This window comes from Mesorhizobium humile, from assembly GCF_033977215.1.
In the GTDB taxonomy this organism is placed as follows: domain Bacteria; phylum Pseudomonadota; class Alphaproteobacteria; order Rhizobiales; family Rhizobiaceae; genus Mesorhizobium; species Mesorhizobium humile.
Map to the genome: position 1 here is coordinate 90,916 of NZ_JAVIIV010000016.1, position 21,060 is coordinate 111,975.

General features: G+C 61.0%; 21 protein-coding genes. 13 read left to right on the forward strand and 8 right to left on the reverse strand.

What is annotated here, in order from left to right:
* Positions 1-2: 2 nt before the first annotated feature.
* The 12 genes from RFM52_RS22505 (at position 3) to RFM52_RS22560 (ending at position 10,532) form a co-directional block, all read left to right on the forward strand.
* Positions 3-437 (forward strand): CopG family transcriptional regulator, encoded by a 435-nt coding sequence (locus RFM52_RS22505; protein ID WP_320293773.1) that lies wholly within the window; start codon positions 3-5, stop codon positions 435-437.
* Between the two features lie 318 nt (positions 438-755).
* Positions 756-1,673: a P-type conjugative transfer ATPase TrbB gene (gene trbB / locus RFM52_RS22510; RefSeq protein WP_430699217.1), complete on the forward strand. Its 918-nt coding sequence runs from the start codon at positions 756-758 to the stop codon at positions 1,671-1,673.
* Positions 1,674-1,781: 108 nt separating this feature from the next.
* Positions 1,782-2,060, forward strand: a complete 279-nt coding sequence (locus RFM52_RS22515) for a TrbC/VirB2 family type IV secretion system protein (protein ID WP_320293774.1) — start codon at positions 1,782-1,784, stop codon at positions 2,058-2,060.
* Complete coding sequence (locus RFM52_RS22520) at positions 2,060-2,341, forward strand: VirB3 family type IV secretion system protein (RefSeq protein ID WP_320293539.1); 282 nt, start codon at positions 2,060-2,062, stop codon at positions 2,339-2,341. Before RFM52_RS22515 ends, RFM52_RS22520 begins: the two co-directional genes overlap by 1 nt.
* Positions 2,342-2,353: 12 nt before the next feature.
* The gene (trbE, locus tag RFM52_RS22525) at positions 2,354-4,903 is read left to right on the forward strand and encodes a conjugal transfer protein TrbE (protein WP_320293540.1); all 2,550 of its coding nucleotides are present in this window, start codon (positions 2,354-2,356) and stop codon (positions 4,901-4,903) included.
* A complete protein-coding gene (gene trbJ, locus RFM52_RS22530) occupies positions 4,900-5,649 on the forward strand; it encodes a P-type conjugative transfer protein TrbJ (protein ID WP_320293541.1) in 750 nt (249 codons plus the stop codon). The genes trbE and trbJ overlap by 4 nt, the downstream gene beginning before the upstream one ends.
* Before the next feature lie 10 nt (positions 5,650-5,659).
* Positions 5,660-5,968: a putative entry exclusion protein TrbK-alt gene (gene trbK-alt, locus RFM52_RS22535; protein ID WP_320293542.1), complete on the forward strand. Its 309-nt coding sequence runs from the start codon at positions 5,660-5,662 to the stop codon at positions 5,966-5,968.
* Positions 5,965-7,359 (forward strand): P-type conjugative transfer protein TrbL, encoded by a 1,395-nt coding sequence (gene trbL / locus RFM52_RS22540; RefSeq protein ID WP_320293543.1) that lies wholly within the window; start codon positions 5,965-5,967, stop codon positions 7,357-7,359. The genes trbK-alt and trbL overlap by 4 nt, the downstream gene beginning before the upstream one ends.
* On the forward strand, positions 7,356-8,042 hold the full coding sequence (gene trbF, locus RFM52_RS22545; RefSeq protein ID WP_320293544.1) for a conjugal transfer protein TrbF: 687 nt from the start codon (positions 7,356-7,358) through the stop codon (positions 8,040-8,042). Before trbL ends, trbF begins: the two co-directional genes overlap by 4 nt.
* Before the next feature lie 47 nt (positions 8,043-8,089).
* Positions 8,090-9,100 (forward strand): P-type conjugative transfer protein TrbG, encoded by a 1,011-nt coding sequence (gene trbG, locus RFM52_RS22550; protein ID WP_320293775.1) that lies wholly within the window; start codon positions 8,090-8,092, stop codon positions 9,098-9,100.
* Complete coding sequence (locus tag RFM52_RS22555) at positions 9,097-10,308, forward strand: TraB/TrbI/VirB10 family type IV secretion system protein (RefSeq protein WP_320293545.1); 1,212 nt, start codon at positions 9,097-9,099, stop codon at positions 10,306-10,308. Before trbG ends, RFM52_RS22555 begins: the two co-directional genes overlap by 4 nt.
* Positions 10,305-10,532 (forward strand): DUF2274 domain-containing protein, encoded by a 228-nt coding sequence (locus RFM52_RS22560; protein ID WP_320293546.1) that lies wholly within the window; start codon positions 10,305-10,307, stop codon positions 10,530-10,532. Before RFM52_RS22555 ends, RFM52_RS22560 begins: the two co-directional genes overlap by 4 nt.
* Here RFM52_RS22560 and RFM52_RS22565 read toward each other — a convergent pair.
* From RFM52_RS22565 to RFM52_RS22590, 6 genes are all read right to left on the reverse strand, one after another.
* Positions 10,524-10,934, reverse strand: a complete 411-nt coding sequence (locus RFM52_RS22565; protein WP_320293547.1) for a LysR family transcriptional regulator — start codon at positions 10,932-10,934, stop codon at positions 10,524-10,526. The two genes, RFM52_RS22560 and RFM52_RS22565, sit on opposite strands and share 9 nt — an antisense overlap.
* 78 nt (positions 10,935-11,012) lie before the next feature.
* On the reverse strand, positions 11,013-11,603 hold the full coding sequence (locus RFM52_RS22570; RefSeq protein WP_320293548.1) for an acyl-homoserine-lactone synthase: 591 nt from the start codon (positions 11,601-11,603) through the stop codon (positions 11,013-11,015).
* A 77-nt stretch (positions 11,604-11,680) separates the two neighbouring features.
* A complete protein-coding gene (locus RFM52_RS22575) occupies positions 11,681-12,364 on the reverse strand; it encodes a helix-turn-helix transcriptional regulator (RefSeq protein ID WP_320293549.1) in 684 nt (227 codons plus the stop codon).
* Between the two features lie 315 nt (positions 12,365-12,679).
* Positions 12,680-13,924 (reverse strand): porin, encoded by a 1,245-nt coding sequence (locus tag RFM52_RS22580; RefSeq protein ID WP_320293550.1) that lies wholly within the window; start codon positions 13,922-13,924, stop codon positions 12,680-12,682.
* Between the two features lie 670 nt (positions 13,925-14,594).
* Positions 14,595-15,848: an MFS transporter gene (locus tag RFM52_RS22585; RefSeq protein ID WP_320293551.1), complete on the reverse strand. Its 1,254-nt coding sequence runs from the start codon at positions 15,846-15,848 to the stop codon at positions 14,595-14,597.
* Entirely contained in the window at positions 15,841-17,271 is a 1,431-nt protein-coding gene (locus RFM52_RS22590; protein ID WP_320293552.1) for an FAD-dependent oxidoreductase, read from the reverse strand. The genes RFM52_RS22585 and RFM52_RS22590 overlap by 8 nt, the downstream gene beginning before the upstream one ends.
* A 397-nt stretch (positions 17,272-17,668) precedes the next feature.
* Between RFM52_RS22590 and RFM52_RS22595 the strand changes: the two genes are divergently transcribed.
* The gene (locus RFM52_RS22595; RefSeq protein ID WP_320293553.1) at positions 17,669-18,688 is read left to right on the forward strand and encodes a LacI family DNA-binding transcriptional regulator; all 1,020 of its coding nucleotides are present in this window, start codon (positions 17,669-17,671) and stop codon (positions 18,686-18,688) included.
* Positions 18,689-18,834: 146 nt separating this feature from the next.
* On the opposite strand, the gene RFM52_RS22600 is transcribed toward RFM52_RS22595, so the two are convergent.
* Complete coding sequence (locus RFM52_RS22600) at positions 18,835-19,605, reverse strand: HAD-IIA family hydrolase (RefSeq protein WP_320293554.1); 771 nt, start codon at positions 19,603-19,605, stop codon at positions 18,835-18,837.
* Positions 19,606-20,151: 546 nt separating this feature from the next.
* Positions 20,152-21,039 carry a LysR substrate-binding domain-containing protein gene (locus RFM52_RS22605; protein WP_320293555.1) on the reverse strand — a complete coding sequence of 296 codons (888 nt, stop codon included), beginning with the start codon at positions 21,037-21,039 and terminating at the stop codon, positions 20,152-20,154.
* Between the last annotated feature and the right edge of the window lie 21 nt (positions 21,040-21,060).

A 21,060-nucleotide genomic window follows, 5' to 3' on the forward strand; every position in this document is an offset into this window, starting at 1 on the left:
TGCTGAAGAAGCAGCCTAAAAAACAGCGCCTGTCCGTCTATCTCGATCCCGATGTCATGAAGGCACTGGCGGCATATTCCGCTCGCCGAGATCAATCCCGGTCGCTGATCGCGGAAGCAGCAATCGCCTCCTTCCTATCGCCGGATGCCGCGGAGCGTCAGGAAGCGGCAACCACCAAACGCCTCGACCAGCTCGACCGACGGATGATCCGCATGGAACGCGATCTCGGCATCGCGGTCGAGACACTGGCCGTGTTCGTGCGCTTCTGGCTGACCACCAATCCACCGCTGCCGGAACCCGTCCAGGCCGCGGCGCGGGCCAAGGGCGCCGAGCGCTACAACGCATTTGTCACGGCGCTTGGACGACGACTCGCCAAAGGTCCGAAACTGAGACAGGAAATCTCCGAGGAAATCCCGTCCGAAGATGGCGCGACTTAGTTGTTGCCCCTTGGTCGTCCGCAAGGCGTGCGACCCAGCTGCCTTGTGATTGGCGCGGAAATCACGCCGCGCCGCCTACGGACACAGATGATCCTCCAGCAGAAGCGCAGCTGAGTACAGCCAGCGAAGCCGCCTCCACCGCATTCCGCAAGTCTCTGTACGTCGCTACGCTACTGCCCGTTTTGCTTGTTGCAAGGCTCGCATCGGTGCCTCTTTTAATCATCCCCGTCAGCGGCGCGGACCAACTCGCCGCGCAGAATGGGGATCATCGTGGCGATCAATTATCAGAGTAGTGTAGCGATCTCGCGCGGCGCGCGCATGCTGCGTACCGCGCTCGGCCCGGCCATCGCAGGGTTCCTTGAGGACCCCTCGATTGTTGAGGTGATGCTCAACCCGGACGGGCGTCTGTGGGTCGACAGGCTGAAGGAAGGTCTCTGCGAAACCGACGAGCATTTAAACCCGGCCGACGGCGAGCGAATCGTGCGCCTGGTTGCTCACCACGTCGGCGCGGAAGTGCATTCCGGTTCGCCGCGTGTATCGGCGGAGTTGCCGGAGACAGGGGAGCGGTTCGAAGGCTTGCTGCCACCGGTCGTTTCGGCACCCGCCTTCTCCGTCCGCAAGCCGGCCGTCGCCGTGTTCACGCTCAGGGATTACGTCGCCACCGGTGTCATGACGGAAGCCCAGGCCGATGTGCTGCGCCTCGCTATCGAACGGCGCAAGAACGTGCTGGTCGCTGGCGGCACCTCGACCGGCAAGACCACGCTAGTCAACGCCTTGCTAGCGGAGGTCGCCAAAAGTTCCGACCGCGTCGTGCTGATCGAGGATACGCGCGAACTACAATGCGCCGCGCCCAATCTGGTGGCGCTGCGGACCAAAGACGGCGTCGCCTCGCTTTCCGATCTGGTGAAATCGTCCCTTCGTCTTCGCCCCGACCGTATCCCGATCGGCGAAGTGCGTGGCGCCGAAGCCCTCGATCTCTTGAAGGCGTGGGGCACCGGGCATCCGGGCGGCATCGGCACCATCCATGGCAGCACCGGACTTGGTGCACTGCGCCGCCTCGAGCAACTCGTGCAGGAAGCCGTCATCACGGTCCCTCGCGCGCTGATCGCAGAGACGATCGACATCATCGCCGTGCTGGCCGGCCGCGGGTCGGCCCGCCAGCTTGTCGAGATCGCGCTTGTCGACGGGCTCGATCCCGCCACCGGCGATTACCGCATGCTCGAGGCCAAACTCTAGGCCCAGCCAACCACCCCAGCCTGATTGGAGCTTCAAATGAATCCGAACCGCTTTACGTCGTTGCCTATCCCTAGAATTGCTGCGGTGCTTCCGCTGACCGCTGCGACGATGATGGTCACGGCCGTTATGAACTTGCCAGCTTACGCGGCGGGTTCCTCAATGCCGTGGGAGCAGCCGCTTCAACAAATCCTCGAGTCGGTGGAGGGGCCGGTCGCCAAGATCGTCGCGGTGATCATCATCATCGTCACCGGTCTGTCGCTTGCCTTTGGCGACACGTCGGGCGGCTTCCGCCGGCTGATCCAGATCGTGTTCGGCCTGTCGATCGCCTTCGCCGCGAGTTCGTTTTTCCTGTCGTTCTTCTCGTTCGGCGGCGGGGCGCTGATCTGATGGCAGGGTCCCCGCAGGAAGGCGAAGAAGTCCGCGGCTTTTTTGCGCCGGTGCATCGAGCGTTAACCGAGCCGATCCTGCTCGGCGGCGCGCCCCGCGCGGTCGCCATCGCCAATGGAACGCTGGCTGGTGCGGTCGGGCTCGGTCTGCGACTCTGGCTCGCGGGCATCGTCATCTGGGCGATCGGACATTTTGCGGCCGTCCTTGCGGCCAAGCGCGATGCGCAGTTCGTCGACGTGGTTCGCCGGCACCTGCGCTATCCCACACATTTCGGCTGCTGACAGGTTTTTCCCATGATGAACCTCGCCGAATACCGTAAACGCTCGCAAAACCTCGCCGACTATCTGCCATGGGCCGCACTGGTGGCTCCGGGGGTGACCCTCAACAAGGACGGCTCGTTCCAGCGAACCGCGCGGTTTCGTGGTCCCGATCTCGACAGTGCGACACCGGCTGAACTGGTCGGCACGACGGCACGCCTCAACAATGCGCTGCGCCGTCTGGGTTCAGGCTGGGCGATCTTCGTCGAAGCCGCTCGGCTTGCAGCGCAGCACTATCCGGAAAGTCTCTTTCCCGACAGCGCTTCGGCACTGGTCGATCTTGAGCGCCGCGAACAGTTCGAAGGCGAGGCCGACCAGGGCTCGCCTCAATGGGCCGATCGACAGACGCACGTTGAACTCTTCGAGAGCAGCTATTTCCTGACCTTCGTCTGGCTGCCGCCGGCCGAGGAGGCATCTCGGGTGGAAAGCTGGCTCTACGAGGGCCGGGAAAAGATCGGAATTGATCCTCCGGAGCTTTTGAACAGTTTTGTCGACCGTACCGACCGGGTTCTGAACCTGGTCGAAGGTTTCGTTCCCGATGTCGACTGGCTCGATGACGGCGAGACGCTCACCTATCTGCATTCGACGATTTCGACCAAGCGTCATCGTGTCCGCGTTCCCGAGACGCCGATGCATCTCGACGCGCTACTGGTCGATCAGCCACTCGCCGGCGGGCTGGAACCGCGGTTGGGTGATTTCCATCTGCGGACGCTCACCATCATCGGATTCCCGACGATGACCTTCCCGGGCATTCTTGACGAACTCAACCGTCTTGCCTTCGCCTACCGATGGTCGACGCGGGCGATCATGCTCGACAAGACCGAGGCCACCAAGCTGCTGACGAAAATCCGTCGCCAGTGGTTTGCCAAGCGAAAATCGCTCGCCGCGATCCTCAAGGAGGTGATGACCAACGAGGCGTCGATGCTTGTGGATACCGACGCCGCGAACAAAGCCGCCGATGCCGACGCGGCACTTCAGGATCTCGGCTCCGATCAGGTCGGCGAAGCCTATGTCACCGCGACTGTGACGGTGTGGGATGCAGATTCCTCGATCGCCGATGAAAAGCTCCGGCTGGTGGAAAAAATCATCCAGTCACGCGATTTCACCTGCATTGCCGAAGGCGTCAACGCCGTCGAGGCCTGGCTCGGGAGTATCCCTGGTCATGTCTATGCCAATGTCCGCCAGCCGCCGCTGTCAACGCTGAACCTGGCGCACATGATTCCGCTGTCGGCGGTCTGGGCAGGGCCGGCAGCTGACGACCATTTTGGCGCGCCGCCGCTGTTCTTCGCCAGAACGGAAGGCTCAACGCCATTCCGGTTCAGCTTACATGTCGGCGATGTCGGCCACACGCTTGTGGTCGGGCCGACCGGCGCCGGCAAATCCGTGCTGCTCGCATTCATGGCTTTGCAGTTCCGGCGCTACGAGAACAATCAGATATTTGCCTTCGATTTCGGCGGATCGATCCGCGCGGCCGTGCTCGCGATGGGTGGCGACTGGCACAATCTCGGCGGCAATGCGTCGAGCGGACCGGACCACGTCGATCCGCTGGCTTTGCTTACGCTGGCCGATCTCTCGGATGACGGCGAGGCGGTTTCGCTGCAGCCGCTGGCCGGGATCCATCACACACCCGAACGCGCCTGGGCGGCCGACTGGCTTGTCGACGTTCTCCTTCGCGAAGGCGTTCCTATCACCCCCGAGGTTAGGGAACATCTCTGGTCGGCGCTCACTTCGCTAGCCTCGGCGCCGGTTCAGGAACGAACCCTCACCGGCCTGTCGGTGCTGTTGCAATCCTCGCAGCTGAAGCAGGCTTTGCGGCCCTATTGTATCGGCGGCCCCTATGGCCGGCTGCTCGACGCCGAGTACGAGCACTTGGGCGAAGCACCGGTCCAGGCTTTCGAGACCGAAGGCCTCATCGGCACAGGTGCCGCGCAGGCGGTGCTTGCCTACCTGTTCCATCGCATCGAACAGCGAATGGATGGACGGCCGACGTTGTTGATCATCGACGAGGGGTGGCTCGCGCTCGACGATGGCGGCTTCGCCGATCAGTTGCGCGAATGGCTGAAAACCCTGAGGAAGAAGAACGCTTCCGTCATCTTCGCCACGCAATCGCTCTCCGACATTGACGGCAGCAGAATTGCGCCGGCCATCGTCGAGAGCTGCCCGACACGGCTGTTCCTGCCGAACGAGCGCGCCATCGAGCCGCAGATTACGGATATCTATCGTCGCTTCGGATTGAACGACCGCCAGATCGAGATCGTTGCCCGCGCTACGCCGAAACGCGACTACTACTGCCAGTCGCGGCTCGGCAACCGGTTGTTCGAGCTCGGCCTTGGTCCGATCGCGCTAGCCCTTTGCGCGGCATCGTCGAAGACCGATCAGGCAGCGATCGCGCGGGTCATCGCCGAGGCCGGCCAAGAACGCTTTCTCGAAACCTGGCTTGCCAATCGCGGCCTCTCATGGGCGGCCGATCTCGTTCCTCACCTTGCCAATGTCATCGAGCAACCCACAGTGGAGATTCCATCATGAATCCTGTTCGCAAGTTTCCTGGCCTTCGTCATATGGCGGCGACAGGCGTCATCGCTATCGGCGTCACGCTGTCTTGCGGCCCCGCATCCGCGTTCATCGTCTTCGATCCCACTAACTACAGCCAGAACCTGCTGCAGGCGGCTCGCGCGCTGGAGCAGATCCAGAACCAGGTCACCTCGCTTCAGAATGAGGCACAGATGCTGATCAACCAGGCGAAAAACCTTACCTCGCTGCCGACATCGCTGCTTGGCCAGATCGAAGGCAATTTTGCCGACATGAAGAACCTGCTCGGCGAGGCCGACAGGCTTGCCTATAGCGTCCAGGACATCGATAGCCAGTTCAAGTCGACCTACGAGAGCTTCGGGTCGGATCTCTCCAGCCAGCAGCTTGTCGATGGCGCGCGCGAGCGCTGGCAAACATCCGTGTCGTCCTTCGAGCATTCATTGAAGGCCGGCGCCGTGGCCGTCGACGATATCGAGGGGACGCGGCAGCAGACCAGTGCGGCGGTCGACGCCAGCCAGTCGGCGGTGGGCATCCTTCAGGCAACCCAGGCCGGCAACCAGCTTCTCGCCGTTCAGGCAAAGCAGGTCGCCGACCTTACCGCGCTGATGGCCGCACAAGGGCGAGCCGCTGCCCTTGAGCAGGCGCGCAAAGCCGCGGCCCAGCAACAGGCGCAAGAGCAGTTCAGCCGCTTCATGGCGGGCAGCAGCTACTCCCCATCCTCAGTCCGCATGTTCCACAACTGAGGTTATCCAAATGGATTTCAAGATCGCCGCCCGGGTGACAGTCGTCCTTGCCCTTTGCGCTGCCATGGCCGCCACCCTCATGGTGTTGCGCGGCAACGGCTCGCAGGACGCGTCCTCCCCGCGCTCCGCACATCCGGGCGGCGAGCCATCGATAGCTGAGCTGGCACGATGCCGAAGCATTGGCATGGCAGCCGCCAGCGACCCAGACTGTCGTACGGCATGGGCGCAGAACCGCCGCCGCTTCTTCGGCACCGACACACCGGCCATGCCGGCGCCGGAGCGCTTCGGGTCACCGGCACCAGCAGCGGTGTCGCCATGAACGACACCGGTGTCATCGACCGCTTTCTTGAGACATTCACGCGTTACATCGATTCCGGTTTTGGTCTGCTCGGCGGCGAAGTCGCTTTTCTGACGTCCACCCTGATCGTCATCGACATCACAGTCGCTGGCCTGTTCTGGGCCTGGGGTGCGGACGAGGATGTGTTGCACCGCCTCGTGAAGAAGACGCTCTACATCGGCTTCTTCGCCTTCATCATCGGTAATTTCAATCGTCTCGCCGGCATCGTCTTCGAGAGCTTTTCCGGACTCGGCCTGAAGGCAGGAGGATCCGCGCTTTCGGGTTCCGCACTTCTGCAGCCGGGCCGCGTCGCGCAGGTCGGCATCGATGCCGGCAATCCGATCCTCGAAGCCGCCAGCCAGTTGATGGGCTACGTCTCGTTCTTCGAAAATTTTGTCCAGATCGCCGTTCTGATGATCGCTTGGGCAATCGTCCTGATCGCGTTCTTCATTCTCGCCGTCCAGATATTCGTCACTCTGATCGAATTCAAGCTGACGACGCTTGCGGGCTTTGTGCTGATCCCCTTCGCCCTGTTCAACCGGACAGCCTTCCTCGCAGAAAAGGTGCTCGGCAACATCGTCGCCTCGGGCGTCAAGATCCTCGTGCTCTCTGTCATCGTCGGCATCGGCTCGGGCCTCTTCGGTGAGTTCACCCAAGGCTTCGGTGCGGAACAGCCCACCATCACCGATGCGCTGTCGCTTGTGCTTGGCGCGCTGTCGCTGATGGGTCTTTCGATCTTCGGTCCGGGCATTGCGACGGGCCTCGTCTCCGGCGCGCCCCAGCTTGGTGCGGGTGCTGCGGTCGGCACGAGCCTGGCCGCCGGCGGCCTTGGCGCTGCCGGTTACATGGGAGCGCGTGCCGGCTTGGGCGGGGCGGTAAGCGCAGTCGGTGCTGGAGGACGCATGTCGGCTGCGGCCGCGCGGAGCGGTGCCCATCTGGCGGGAAGCATGTCGACCGCCTATGGGTTCGCCGCCGCAACATCAGGACAGAGCGGGGCGGGCGCCGTCGCCGCCGGTCTTGGCGGTGTCGCGCGAGCCGGGGCCGGCGCCGCAGCTCAGCCTGTCAGGCAGGCCATATCGCGGGCTGCATCGGCGCTATCCGGCGGCGTTCAATCGGGTCGCTCTGCCGCATGGAGTGCAACCGGCGGACAATCGCCGGTCGGCAGTTCCGGGCAAGCCGCAACCGGTCCGTCCTCTGCTAGCCCATCTTCGGGATCTTCTGCCAACGCCGGCTCGCCGCCGGAATGGGCCAACCGCATGAAGCGAGGTCAGACAATGAGCCATGGCGCGAGCGTGGCCGCGCATTCCGTCCGCTCCGGTGATCACGGTGGTGGCTCGATGAGTGTTTCCCTCAATCAGGACGACCGCCGATGAACCTCTTCAAACGACCCTCAGTTCGCTACGGCAAGACGCCACAACCGGAGACGCCTTACCAACGTGCCGCTCAGGCCTGGGATGAGCGTATCGGTTCGGCCCGCGTCCAGGCGAAAAACTGGCGGCTGATGGCGTTCGGTTCGCTGATGCTCGCAGGTGGTTTTGCTGCGGCATTGGTGTGGCAGTCGACGCAAGGCTCCGTGGTTCCCTGGGTTGTACAGGTCGACAAATTCGGCGAGGCTCAGCTTGTCGCCCCGGCTGTTGCCGATTATCAGCCGACCGATCCGCAGATCGCCTGGCATCTCGCCCGCTTCATTGAACAGGTCAGAAGCATCCCGGACGATCCGGTTATCGTCCGCCAGAACTGGCTGCATGCCTATGATTATACGACGGACCGCGGCGCGATCTCCCTCAACGACTATGCCCGCCTGAATGATCCGTTTGCCAAGGTCGGCAAGATCCAGGTCGCGACCGACGTTTCCAGTGTCATCCGTGCCTCGCCAGACTCGTTTCGCGTCGCCTGGAGCGAGCGCCGCTACGAGAACGGCAGCCTGGCCGCCACAGAGCGCTGGACCGCCATCCTCACCATCGTAATTCAACAACCCCGAGATGCCGACCGGCTGAAGGCCAATCCACTCGGAGTCTACGTCAACGCCATCAACTGGTCGAAGGAGCTTTCATGATGGGTGCGGCTCGAATGCACAAAACGACGAAGCCCTTTGCACGCAAGATGACGAGGACGCGTGTGCTTGCCGCGGGGCTGCTCTGCACGACTGCGCTCGCCGGTTGTGCCTCGAAAAAATACATTCCGCCCCAGATCAGCTACGATGACGCCGCACCTGCCGTTCAGAAGATTGATCCCCCCGGCCCAGTGAAGGTGGTGGAGCTGCCGAAACCGCTTCCACTGCCGGGCCAGTTGAAGTCGGTTGAAAGCCGGAAGGCGAAAGCCGAGCCAGCCGATCCGAAGCAGCGCATCAGCCAGGCGAATGAGGCGGCACGAATGCAGCCCGTCCGCGACGGCTTCATCAACGCAGTCCAGCTCTATCCGTGGAGCGAGGGTGCGCTCTATCAGATCTACGCCGCACCAGGCCAAGTTACAGACATTGCGCTGCAGCCGGGCGAGCAGCTCGTCGGTTCTGGCCCGGTCGCTGCCGGCGACACCGTGCGCTGGATCATTGGCGACACGGAAAGCGGGGCAGGGGAGCGGCTTCAGGTCCACATCCTTGTGAAGCCGACGCGGCCAGATCTCCAGACCAACCTCGTCATCAACAGCGATCGTCGCACCTATCATCTTGAGCTGCGCTCGACCGAAAAGACCTATATGGCCTCCGTGTCGTGGCAGTATCCGCAGGATGAGCTGATCGCGCTCCGGCGCCAGAACGCGCAGGCTTCCGCCGCCCAGCCGGTCGCTTCTGGCGTCGACATCCAGAAGCTCAACTTCCGCTACCGTATCGAGGGCGACGCGACACCCTGGAAGCCGCTACGCGCTTTCGATGACGGCACGAAAGTCTACATCGAGTTCCCTTCGCGCATCGATCAAGGCGAGATGCCGCCGCTGTTCATCATTGGTCCATCTGGCGGATCGGAATTGGTCAACTACCGTGCCCGTCAGAATTTCTATGTCGTCGACCGACTGTTCGCCGCAGCCGAATTGAGACTTGGCGACAAGACCAGCGAGAAGCGCGTCCGGATCGTTCGCACCGACGGCGAGCCTCAACACAGCGTGGGGCTGTTCCGATGAGCGACTCCGCGAAGAACCAGGACATCAGGGCGGAACTACGCCTCCGGCCCGAACCCACCAGGGTGACCCGGCTGTCGCGCAAGGTCCTGATCGGTCTTGGCGCTGTAGCCAGCGCGGCTATCTTTGGCACGCTCATCTGGGCACTCGATAGCAAACGGCGCGGCAACGAGCAGCCGTCCGAGCTATTCAGCATCGAAAACCATACGACCGCTGACGGACTGCAGGGCCTGCCCAAGGACTATTCGGATGTCCCTAAACTCGGACCTGCTTTGCCCGGCGATCTCGGACGCCCGATCCTGCGCGCGCAGGAGCACGGACAGTTGATCCAGGTGCCGGATGTCCGCTCACCTCGCACAGATCCGGAAGAACAACGTCGCCTCGCCGAGGTCGAAGCTGCGCGCGTAGCCAAACTGTTCACCGACACGAACGCGCGAGCAAGTCCGGCGGCGCAAGGCGTTGGCGTCGGAAATGCCACCGCCGACACGATCGCTGGTTCGACGCCATCGACCGAAGTACCGGCGCCCGATCCGGGCGCCGCCCAAAACGTGCAGGATCGCAAGCTAGGCTTCGTCAACGCGCCGACTGATCGCCGCACCGTCAGTCCTGATCGTCTGGCCGCGACGGCCTCGCCCTACGTCGTGCAGGCAGGCACGATCATCCCGGCGGCACTCATTACCGGCATCCGTTCAGACCTTCCTGGTACGATCACCGCTCAGGTGACGGAAAATGTCTACGACAGTCCTACAGGATCGTACCTGCTGATCCCTCAGGGCGCGCGGTTGATCGGCCAATATGACAGCCAGATCGCCTTCGGCCAGTCGCGGGTGCTGCTGGTCTGGAACCGGCTCATTTTGCCTGACGGAGCCTCGGTAGTTCTGGAACGCCAACAGGGGGCGGATGTGGAAGGGTTCTCGGGGCTGGAGGATGAGGTCGATCATCACTGGAGCCAGCTTTTCCGAGCTGCCGCGCTCTCCACTCTGTTGGGTGTCGGCACAAGCCTCGGTTCCAGCAACAACGAAAGCGATATTGCCAAGGCTATCCGCGAAAGTGCGCAGAACTCCGCCGGTAACGTTGGCCAGCAAATCGTGGGTCGCCAACTTGACGTTCAGCCGACGCTGACGGTTCGCCCAGGTTTCCCGGTTCGGGTCATCGTCAATCGTGATCTGGTCTTGGCTCCGTATGGCAGCACTAGTAAGGAGCCGTCGTGACCAAGCTGAAGCTCTCCGCCATTCCGGACGACCGCCCGGTGAAGATCGCCATTGAGCTGCCCGCGGCGGTGCATCGCGATCTTGTCGCCTATGCTGAGGTGCTTGGCCGTGAAACAGGTCAGGCCACTACCGATCCTGCCAAACTGATCGCGCCGATGCTTGCCAGATTTATGATGACGGATAGGGCGTTTACTCGAGCTCGCCGCAGCACTAAGTCAGGGTGAGCGCGCCGCGGCTCGCTTCATATCTACGAGATTGAGGCTGACGTCGGGCGTGCTCCGGATGAAGTCGACAATTACTTCCAGGAACTCGCTGATTTGCGCGGGCACGCTGGAGGCGTCGCTACCGGCTTGCTGGCCCCGCTTATCCGCCGTCGCAAGGGTGCCGTCGAGATCTCCCAGAACTCGATGAAGGTCGCGGAGGAGTCGTGCACCGGCCGCAGTTGGCCGGACTCCGCCCGGGTGACGCTGGAAAATCGCTGTCCCCAGCGAATGCTCGAGATCCCGGATACGACGGCTCAGGGCAGAATGGTGTATGCCGGTGCGTCGGGCGGCCCCGAGGAAACTGCCTTCCTCGGCGACGACAAGTGCGCAATCAAGCGTAAGGAGCTGGACCCGTCGCCGCATTGCGCTTCCTTCTCTAGACGTGCCGCCTTGACCGTTTGAGGATGAGGGATCGCAAGGGCCGACCGCAATCGGGCCCACCTAGGAGGCTGCGGTGCGCATTTCGCTTAGCCTGGCGAGCGTGCGTTTATCGAAGCTCGCAGTGACAGCTAAGGTCTCTTCGCCACTGATTATGCGGGGTAGCCCGAGAGGCGTGACCCTGAAATGCAGCTGAACGAGCCTGAGCAACCAGAGCGGGTTCATCTCGATGATGATCGTGTCCACACCGTTGTGGACGCCCCACTCGACGATGCCACTAAGCAGCGTATTCGCCACCGGGCTTAGCATCCGCCCGCGCTCTCGATGGCCGGCCTCGACACAGTAGCGTGTCCACTCCCAGATATTCGGGCCGACGGGTCGATCGACTTCACACAGGGAGGAAAGGACCTCGGACAAAAGATGTGGCTTGGTCGATGGCAGCAGACGCTGATAGCCGATGACACGGCCATCGTCGTCCATGAAGAGCATGTGAACGGCGTGCTCGTTGTCGAACCGGTCGATCTCCCGACCGTCCTCGCGTCGCAATTCCGACCAGCCTCTCTCCTCCACAAAGACCTTGTGGCGAAGACGGAAGGCCTGTTCCATGTCTTCGCGATAGAGGTCGACATTTTCATTTGTCACGATGTGCAGCATCGGTTGTCCTTCCGGATTAAGGTCAACCGGCAGTCTGCCGTCGTCATTCCCGTTCGGGCATCACGTAAATCCGTGGGTCATGTAAGCAAGCCGAGCCTGAATGCTTCGGCCACGGCGTGGACGGTATTCTGGACCCCCAGTCTCTCGCGCACCGCGCGCAGATGACTGTCGGCGGTATGGCTGCTTATGCCGAGGCGATCGGCAATAGCCTCCACCGGCAGCCCCAGGGAAGCCCATTGCAGGACGTCATGCTGGCGGGGTGAAAGGCTGACTGTTCTGCGTTCGCCGGTTCCCTCAGCCAGAATTACGGCCTTTCCGAAAGCATATGCAGCGACGAGGACGAACGCGTCCTGTTCGTCGGGCGGCAATTCAAGTTTTTCGCCTGCAATTGATAATCCGACTCGCCGCCGTTCAACGGTCAGGAATGAAAACGTCATTCCCTCGCGCAAACCAAATTCGGCCGCCTCATCCATGACACGACGGCCGCTGGACCAGATTTCACCGAGGCCACTGAGATCACGCCACGAAAATGGCTGGCTTCCATGCGCGACGAGATGAATGGCCGGATCGCGATAGAGGTAGCCTCTTGAGAAGTAGCGCTCAGACCACTGATTTGGCCATGCGTCCAGAACGATATGCGAAATTTGTTCCCGCTCTAAAGCACCAGGAGGCGGGATCAGGCCAGCAAGTAAGTTCGTCGCTCCGAAGGTCCCAGCAAAATCAAGCAAACGCGCACAAATCTCCGTTGTGGTCGAGCTCATTTGCAGTTTGTGCAATAGCGCATATGTATTATCAAGTGGCCGACGCCACGCGGCAGTCCGGCCACCCTTTTCGCGACGTACTCCGTTACTCTGAATGGGGGCTTTAGAGTCGGACTTCCGCATCGGGAGAATCACCTGCGGGCACTTCGATTGCGCGACAAGCACCGACTTGAGTCAGCCAAGGGTTGAGCAACCCGCCGCGTCGGCTACCCGGGGCCTGACCGGTCCGTGACAGGCGCACTGGAAGCCACCCTCGCCCTCATCGCCATCCAGCCGGTCTAAGTTGGCCCGAACGGATCGCCGCCGTTTGAATGATTAGTATGTGCGCCTTAGACGGACGCCGCCAATCCAAGCGTCCTCCGAGTCAGAACTGGCAAGCGTCTGGTTGAGGTAACCGAGTTCGCCAATTATCTCGCAGCCCTTGCCCATGGCGTACCGAACATCGCCAGTCACCGCCAACCTGCTGAAATCCTTGCCGGCGGCCATGTCGACGTTGACGAAGCTGCCGATCAGGTAGGCCTTGATAGCTGGCGTTAGCTGGGCGCCGACTTCGCCCGTCAACGACCAACCCTTGTTGGTTGCGAAAGCATCGCTCGCGCTGACATAGCTCGCGTCGGGCGTTGAGAGCCCCAGGTAGTTCATAACGCCATCGGCATAGGTGCCTTCAGCGACGAACTCACCGTTGATGGATGGAATCTTTATTGTCGCGCTAGCGCCGGCAGCCCATTTGCGGTCGGTATCGTACCCCGGGGCCGCATAGCGAATTTCATGCAGGGCACCGAACGCTGCTACCTGTCCCCAATCCTGCTGGAGGCGCACAATGTCGACAAGGTCGGGGATCCGCTTGCCGCCGTAACCTAACGATTCACCGCCGATTTCGATCGCGGGGTCCACAGTCGTGCGATGCTCGCCGCCATCTTCAATCGAGATAGTAGCGGAAAAGCCCCTTCCAAAATCGGCCGTGTAGGCGAGCAGGTTCACGGTACTCTGTGACGAGTAGTAAGGACCGAAGATCGAATGAGCGTAGTCTAGGTCATAAATGCCGAAGTAAGTATGCGCGAAGCCGGCAGTCCAGCCGTCCAACTGCAGAAACGCCTTGTCGATGACGAAAGTACTGCCAATCTCGCTTTCGCTGTTTCGCCCCACCCTGGCATTAACCTGGAGGAAGGAGCGCAAGAGACCGTATTCTGTGCGCGTGCGCGCATCGAATTTGATGCGACCTTCGGCTCGGAAGTCGTAGGCGTCCTGCTCGCTATTACGTCCCGCCTTCGGTTTGGTCGTGCTGTAATTAAGTGGAGCGGGCTGATAGGAACGATAGTCGGCGCGGACTTCGCCAGAAATGCGCAGGCAGGTGTCGGTACCGGGAATATAGAAATAACCCTCTCCGAATTCAGTGCAGATTTTCGCGAATTCAATTTTATTGGTCGTCGGGGCCGCGGGGTTCATATCTTCGGCCGCATAGCCAAATCGAGCAGGTGTCACCGATGTTTCTGCGTATGAAGGGATCTGTGAAGTAACAACTGATGCGCACGTAGAAGCGAGAAAAGCAAAGATTTTCATGATGTTCCTCCTTTATATTTCAGATGCTATGAGCCGTGTAGATTGACACTTATGCGTTCAAGTCAGAGAACTTGGAAAAAGCTGCGTCATTCCGCAGGCCATGGCCGCGGAGCAAGGTGAAAATCTTCACCTGAATTAGGAGTCGCTTGGCTCACAGGTTCCCGTCATGGCGGCTGCCTGTGGTAAGTGGGCATTGGCGTCAGAACACAGCGCGCCGCTGACAGACGAATGATGACGTCATCCCAACGGCCCAGTAACTGAGGGTCTCACTTGCTGCCGAAGCGTAGGGAAATAGGAACGCAGCCAGGCCGTCACACCTCTACCCGAACCCATCCTGTTGGGGATAGCTGCTGGCGTGGGCCCAACCGCTTGGCACGTCCGGTCGCACGCTGGTCACCGTATGGATCGGAGGAAACCATCTCTCCATATGAACCTCGGTCCCGGGCATCCCGCAGCAATCCATCTGGTGATCGAACGATCGCTCAGCAAAGGTGCGCCAATCATCTGAGGTTTCCAGTTCCTCATCCTCGGAGGCCGCCGCCATGATAAATCTGGGTGACTTGAGGAAAGCATCTGGAACGGCCTTCATGTGTACACCCCGATGAGACTTCGCTGCATCGCATGATTGTGGATTGGGCAGGGCAGGACTGGTGCTCTAAACATGGCCCCCTCACGCTCCATACCCGCGCGGCACGATTCTTGTGCGAGGTGACGAAGCCTGGAAGCGCTCGGGAAATGCACGAAGCACACTGAAACCGATCGATGCGATGACAAGCATCCCGGCAGCGCCCTCCAGCACTGCGACGTAGGAGCCCGTCAGATCAAAGCACAGGCCATATGCCGTGGGCGACAAAGCGGTTCCGGCGACGACAAAGGCGTAGAGGACACCGTAGACGCGTCCATAAGAGCGCAGCCCGAAATAGCGCGCAACGAGGTAGCTCACGAGATCAATCTCAGCGCCGAAAGCGAGCCCGGCCGCGAGCAGACCGGCGACCGCAAAGGTCGCCCCGCCTTGTGCAATCAGGAGGAACCCAGCCGCGCTCACCAGCATCACGATCGCGGCCACGCGAGGCGCGAAGAAGCGGTCAATCAAGAAGCCCGTGAGCAGCCTCCCAAAGATCAGGAAGAAACCGCCTGCGCCCATCAGTCGAGCTCCCGTGACGGCCGAAACACCTTGGTCGGTGAGCATGGCGATGAAGTGGCTGCTGAACCCGCCAACCGCGAGCGCAACCAAGAAGAAGACAACGCCCATCCCCCACAGCATCCTGTCGGCAAGAGCCTCGTGAATGGCAGAGCCAGGTAGACTCTCACTTTCGTCCATAGCGCGCTCCGACGACCCGAGGAGCAGCAGGATGAAGGGTGTCGCCAATGCCACAATGATCGCCAGCGTCACATATCCGGCGCGCCAACCATAACTGCTGATGATTGTCGCCAGCACGGGCGGTATGGTCGCGCTTGAGAGTCCTGTCCCTATCAACGAAATGCCGAGAGCGCGTCCACGAGCCGCGGCGAACCGTGTGTTGATAATCCGAGTGTAGGTGGGTGTCGCGCTTCCTGCGGCGAGCACGCCGACGGCGATGAAAAGTGCATAGTAGAGCGGCAGCGAGGAACTGATCCGGCTCATTGCCAGGAAGAACAGGCAAAGGCTGCTCAGGCCCGGGAGGATCACGCGCTTGGCGCCGAAGCGATCGATAACAAGGCCCATGAACGGCGCGATCACGCCTATGCACAGGAAAAGCATTGTCGACCCCAGGGACACTTCGGCGCGTGTCCACCCGAAAGTGCTGGTAAGTGGGCCGAGAAATAGTCCAGAAGTCCCGAACGGCAGAGCATGAACCCCCACTGCAAGGCCGATCATAGCGCCGGTGAGAGTCTTCCACCCGTCTCGGAACTCGGCCGATGCGGTAACATTCTTCTCATCCATGACATTCACTCCCTGAACACTTTTTTGTCTCGTCGACGCTCAGATAGGTTCCCTGTCGCACCAAGATCTGCCGTACCCTGGACACGGCGACGTCGCGGGGCTGAACACCAGATTGAACTGCGACCGCGGCGGCCACCCCGGCCGCCTGGCCGGTCAGCCAACACTGGGGAATTTCGCGTAGTATCGAATGGGTTGTCGGATCGCAGGAAACATGACGTCCTGCTGCCAGCAGCCCCTCCACTCGTTCCGGTACCAGGCACCCGTAGGGGATCGAGAGGTTAGGCCATTGCGGCGCCAAGGATGGTGAGACACCGATCTCGTCGAGGGCAGGGTACTGTCGCGTCCAATCTTCCCGTGTAACGCGCTGCATGCCTACGAGACGTCTGGAGTGCCGGACGCCCAATTGAGATCCGGACAAAAGGAGGTCGGCTTGTGCAAATCCAGGCGCATGGGCTCGATAGAATGCGAGATGCGCTAGCATTGCTTCGCGGCTGAGCAGCTCCGCTTCGGTTAGATCGAGCACATCCACGCCGCTGAGACCGGAAAGGCGTGGCCCCATGAACAACGCGACATCGTCACGCCACGACACCACGGGACGTTCGAAGCCGCGCGGGCATGCCCGTCGCCCCTCCGCCATGAAGGCCGCAAAAGCAGCGTGCTCCGTGTAGCGGAAATCCAGCCAGGCCGGCATGTCGACCGAGCCGAATAGCCACGACGTGTTCATGCAGTGGTGGATCGAGCGCTCCTCGATATCGGCGTCCGTGCGTGCTCCCGCCTGAAAAAAGAGGTCACCGTCCCCAGTGCAGTCGACAACTACGCGGGCCTGAATGGCTTTCCGACCCTCCTTGCCTTCGAGAAAGACGCCGGTGACGGCCCCGTCGTCGCTGCAGAGCGGACGCGCGCCCCAGGCGTGCAGGACGAGCGCCACGCCGCTCTCTTGGACGAGCTGCTGGCTTGCGCTTTTTAAATGCTCAGGGTTGATCGTCGGAGCCCATGTGACCACGTTGTGGTGTGCGGAAGAGCGTTGTCGCCAGTGGTCGACAAGCGCTGCATCCCGGCTGCCGAGCGCTTCCCAGTTAGGCCCAGCAATTGCTGAAGGCGGGAGTCGCCCGAGGAGATCTTCCGCGAACCCACGGACAACGAGTTCGCCGGACCAGTCTGTCATGCGGTCGATCCATATGACGAGACCGCCAGTCGATAGTCCTCCCAGATGATTATATCGCTCGATCAACACAACGTCTGCACCAGCTCGTGCTGCGGCGACGGCTGCGGCTGTGCCCGCCGGTCCGCCGCCAACCACCAGCACCTCACATTCGCGAAGGACTGAAATGGTCCGAGCAGGCTCGATCACGACCCCTTCTGATCGTCTGCGCTCGATCCGCTTGGTCGGAAATATGTCATCGTTGTCGGCCAGGCTACCCATGCGCCATTACTCCGTCGAAGCTGTAGAAGGTGGAGAGCGCCGGCGAGCTGCCGGAACCGTTTGGCCGACAAACGCAGTCCCAAGGCCACGCCGATGGCCTGTTAGGTACGGCGCGCCCGGTCAGCTTGGCCAGCCAGCGCCGAACCCTGCCGAAGGCCCTGGCCTTTGCATCGGACGAACGAGAAGCGGCCGAAACACTTTGATCTGGCTTCCTATGCCAAGACCGCAGCGATCGGCTTGCGAAACGCTCCACAGCTTTCCTCCCTTGTATTGGGGCCGTTCACATCGGCTCTTGTTGATGCAAGACTTGTGCAATCGTTATCTCAGACATTGCATAGCTTTTTCCAGCGGTCAACGCTATATTCTGAACCCGATCGGATTCGGCTGGACGGAGAGAATGTCGGATACTTCGAACGAACGCTCGAGCGGGCGGATTACGATGGTAGATTTAGCCCGCCTGGCCGGCGTTTCAGTTCCGACGGTGTCGCGTGCTCTTCGCAATCTTGACAGCGTTCTGCCGGAGACACGCACCCGAATCCACGCGCTGGCGGCGGAACACGGCTTTGTCGCCAACGCCGCGGCGCAGGCCCTTCGTGGCAGGGCCGCGCGCAAGACCGCGATTGTGTTCGATTTTCAGTCTTCGGGACCGGGGAGTACCTCCCCCGACGCCTTCATTTTCGAACTCTTGGGCGATGTCGCACATGCGTTGACCATCCGAGATTTCGAGGTAACCCTGTGTCCGCGCGAGAATTCCGTGGAGCGCTACGAAAGGCAGCTCACCGAGATCGGGGCGAGCGGTGCAATCTTCCTTGGGCAGGGCGGCCAGCATGAAATGTTACAGGCATTGGCCGCGCGATTTCCGATAATCGTCTGGGGCGCGGTACTGCCTGAGGCTCTCTATTGCGCCGTGGGTAGCGACAATTTCAAAGGAGGGCAGCTGGTAGGAGAAGAGCTCAAGGGACGGAAGCGAACATCGATTCTGCTTCTTGGCAATCCGCAGACCGAGCAGGTTCGGCTCCGTTTTGAGGGCTTCAGAGCAAGCTATGGTGTTGGTCAGCATCGTATGATTGAGACGCTGCCTGTTGGCTTCTCCTACGAAGAGGCCTATCGCGCCGTTCTCAATCGCATCAAAGATACGCCCAAGCGCTTGGACGGTATATTTGCGGCCACCGACACCTTGGCAATGGCTGCCATTAGAGCCGTCCGCGAGATCGACCTTGTTGTCCCGGATGATGTCGCTGTGGTCGGCTACAATGATATTCCTCAGTCTCAGGCCTTTGATCCGCCGCTTACGACCATTCGCGAGGATGACCGCCGCGCCGGGAGTCTGCTCGTGGAGAAACTCATGCAAATCCGTGATGGCGTACGGGCCTCCTCTGTCCGGTTGGATGTGACCTTGGTCCGTCGCGCCACCTGAAATCGCGTGCTCAGAGTTAATGTCAGCTAGGATTTGGCTGTGGCGGACCTCCATCATACGCTCGTGCGGACGTTTCAAAGTTCTGTCGCGCCCTGGGGGTCGGGACGGAATTCTTGCTAGTCCGCACATGATGTCATGCCTAGGCATCAGGCCCATATATGGTCTGCAAGATCGGCTAGCCGGTCGACAATCACATCCGGCCGGAAAGGAAAACGAGCGACATCTGCCCGTGCCGTTGCGCCGGTAAGAACAAGTGCGGATCGCATCCCGGATTCAAGGCCGGCGAGGACGTCGGTGTCCATTCTGTCGCCTACCAGCACCGTCTGCTCCGCCGTGACGCCCATTTTTTCAAGGGCGCATCTGGTCATGAAGGAATTCGGCTTGCCGACAAAATAGGGCTTGAAGCCCGTTGCTTCAGCAATGAGGGCAGCGACCGCCCCGCAGGCTGGATGCATTCCCTTTTCGGCCGGCACGGACGGGTCCGGACTGGTCGCGATGAAACGCGCTCCTGCACAAAGCAGCCGCGCGCCGGTCACGATCTCCTCATAGTGATACGAGTCAGCGTCACCGAGCACGACAAAGTCGGGGGAAAACACCGTAAATCGACAGCCCGCTGCCTGCAGCGCCGACATCAGTCCCAGATCGCCGACGGCATAGACCGAAGCGTCCGGAAGCTGTTCGCTAACAAACCGCGCGGTTGCCATAGCCGAAGTGTAGATGTGGTGAGGCTCAATGGGAAAACCCATCCCGAGAAGACGGTGCGCGTGATCCTCCGGGGTGTACCTGGAGTTATTCGTGAAGATTTGAAAGGCGCGCATGTTTTCGACCAGGGCACGGACAAATCCGACCGATCCTTCGACCGGAACTCCCCCGAGTACAAGTACTCCGTCCATGTCCAGAAGATAGGCAATTTCCATTGACGTCTCCGCATTAGGCTCCAGCAGGTATAAACGCGAAGGGAATCGACCTTGAAAGTCGTTGAGGTCTGTCATCTTGGAAATGGGACGTTCCGGCTTGCAAAAAGGCTAGGCTCAGGGACCGGCCAGTCGCAAAGCGAAAGGGCCGATGAGGCGGTAGGCTTTAATCCAACGCACTGAAAGCCCACGTCCTGCTCTTGTGCTCCACCATTATCGTCAACACGGGTTGATCGACCCTTTGTGAGATGCAGAGAGACTGAGTGAATGGAGAAGCTGCTCCTGATCTTTCGGTTCGCCTCACGAGGGAATCTGAGGAAGATGAGTTGGCGAACCGTAGGGCAACCTGCTGATCTACTGAGAGAACGCTGTCCCTCAGCGACTAGAATAATCGTTATGAGTCAAAAGCTGCGAAGCGGTTCGCCAAGTCGACGGGGAGCTGGTTCAGCCACTCAGCGAAGGGCAGCTTTCGCCGCAAAGTGGCCGGTCGACCCTACTGAGTAAACGCCTCAAACACCGTCCGACGCGCCAAAGACCGCCGATAGCAATCTAGGAAAAGCTTTCTTCTAGATAGATGCGGAACTCACGCTCGAACTGTTCCTGGAGCAGGGAGGACATATGCGTGCGGCTGCGCGTCAGGTAAACGTGAGAGGGTACGTACGGGAGGAACGGCTTGATGACGAGCGTTCCGCGCCAGCGTTCGGCCGAGAACTTGTCGACTATAGAAACGCCGAGCCCCTCTGCCACGAGAGCACAGGCTGAGTCGCTGAAATGTGCGTCGAAACGGGCTTCGACGCGAACTCCGGCATCGTCGAAGCTGCGCTCGACTGCCTGACGCGATCCGTCTTCGCGCCCCAGCTGGATGAAGCTTTCGTCGCGGATGTCGGAGGCTTCTATCGTGTCCCTGTCGCTCAAAGGGTGTCCCGCCGGCAGCACGCAGACCGAAGCGGTCTCGAAGATGAGGTCGCAGGTTGTCGCCGGATCGATTGCTGGCATCGTCATCAGGCCGATATCAAGCTGCTTGCTCGCCGCAAGCTCGGCGATCCGAACAGAGGACGCCGGCATCAGCGCCAGGCGCAGCTTCGGATGGCGCCGCGAGAATGCACCGATGAACCGGGGCAATACGATGCTGGAAAGCGCCGGATAGGCGCCGATGACAAGACGGCCGGCCTGCAACTGCTGGATATCGGCCGCCAGCCTCCGCAACCGCGCCATGCCCCTAGCCACATGGCCGGCTTCCTCATGAAGCAGATAAGCCTCGGCAGTCGGAGTCAGCCTGCCGCCTTGCCGCACGAACAGCTGGATCTTCAGAGCGTGTTCCAGGTTGGCGATGTGGGCGCTGACCGAAGGCTGCGAGATGTGGAGGAGGTCCGCAGCGCCGACCACGGTCCCGGCGTCCATCACCGCGCGGAACGCCTGCAGCTGTCTGTAGTTCATCGTAGCCGAGCAGCCAGTTCG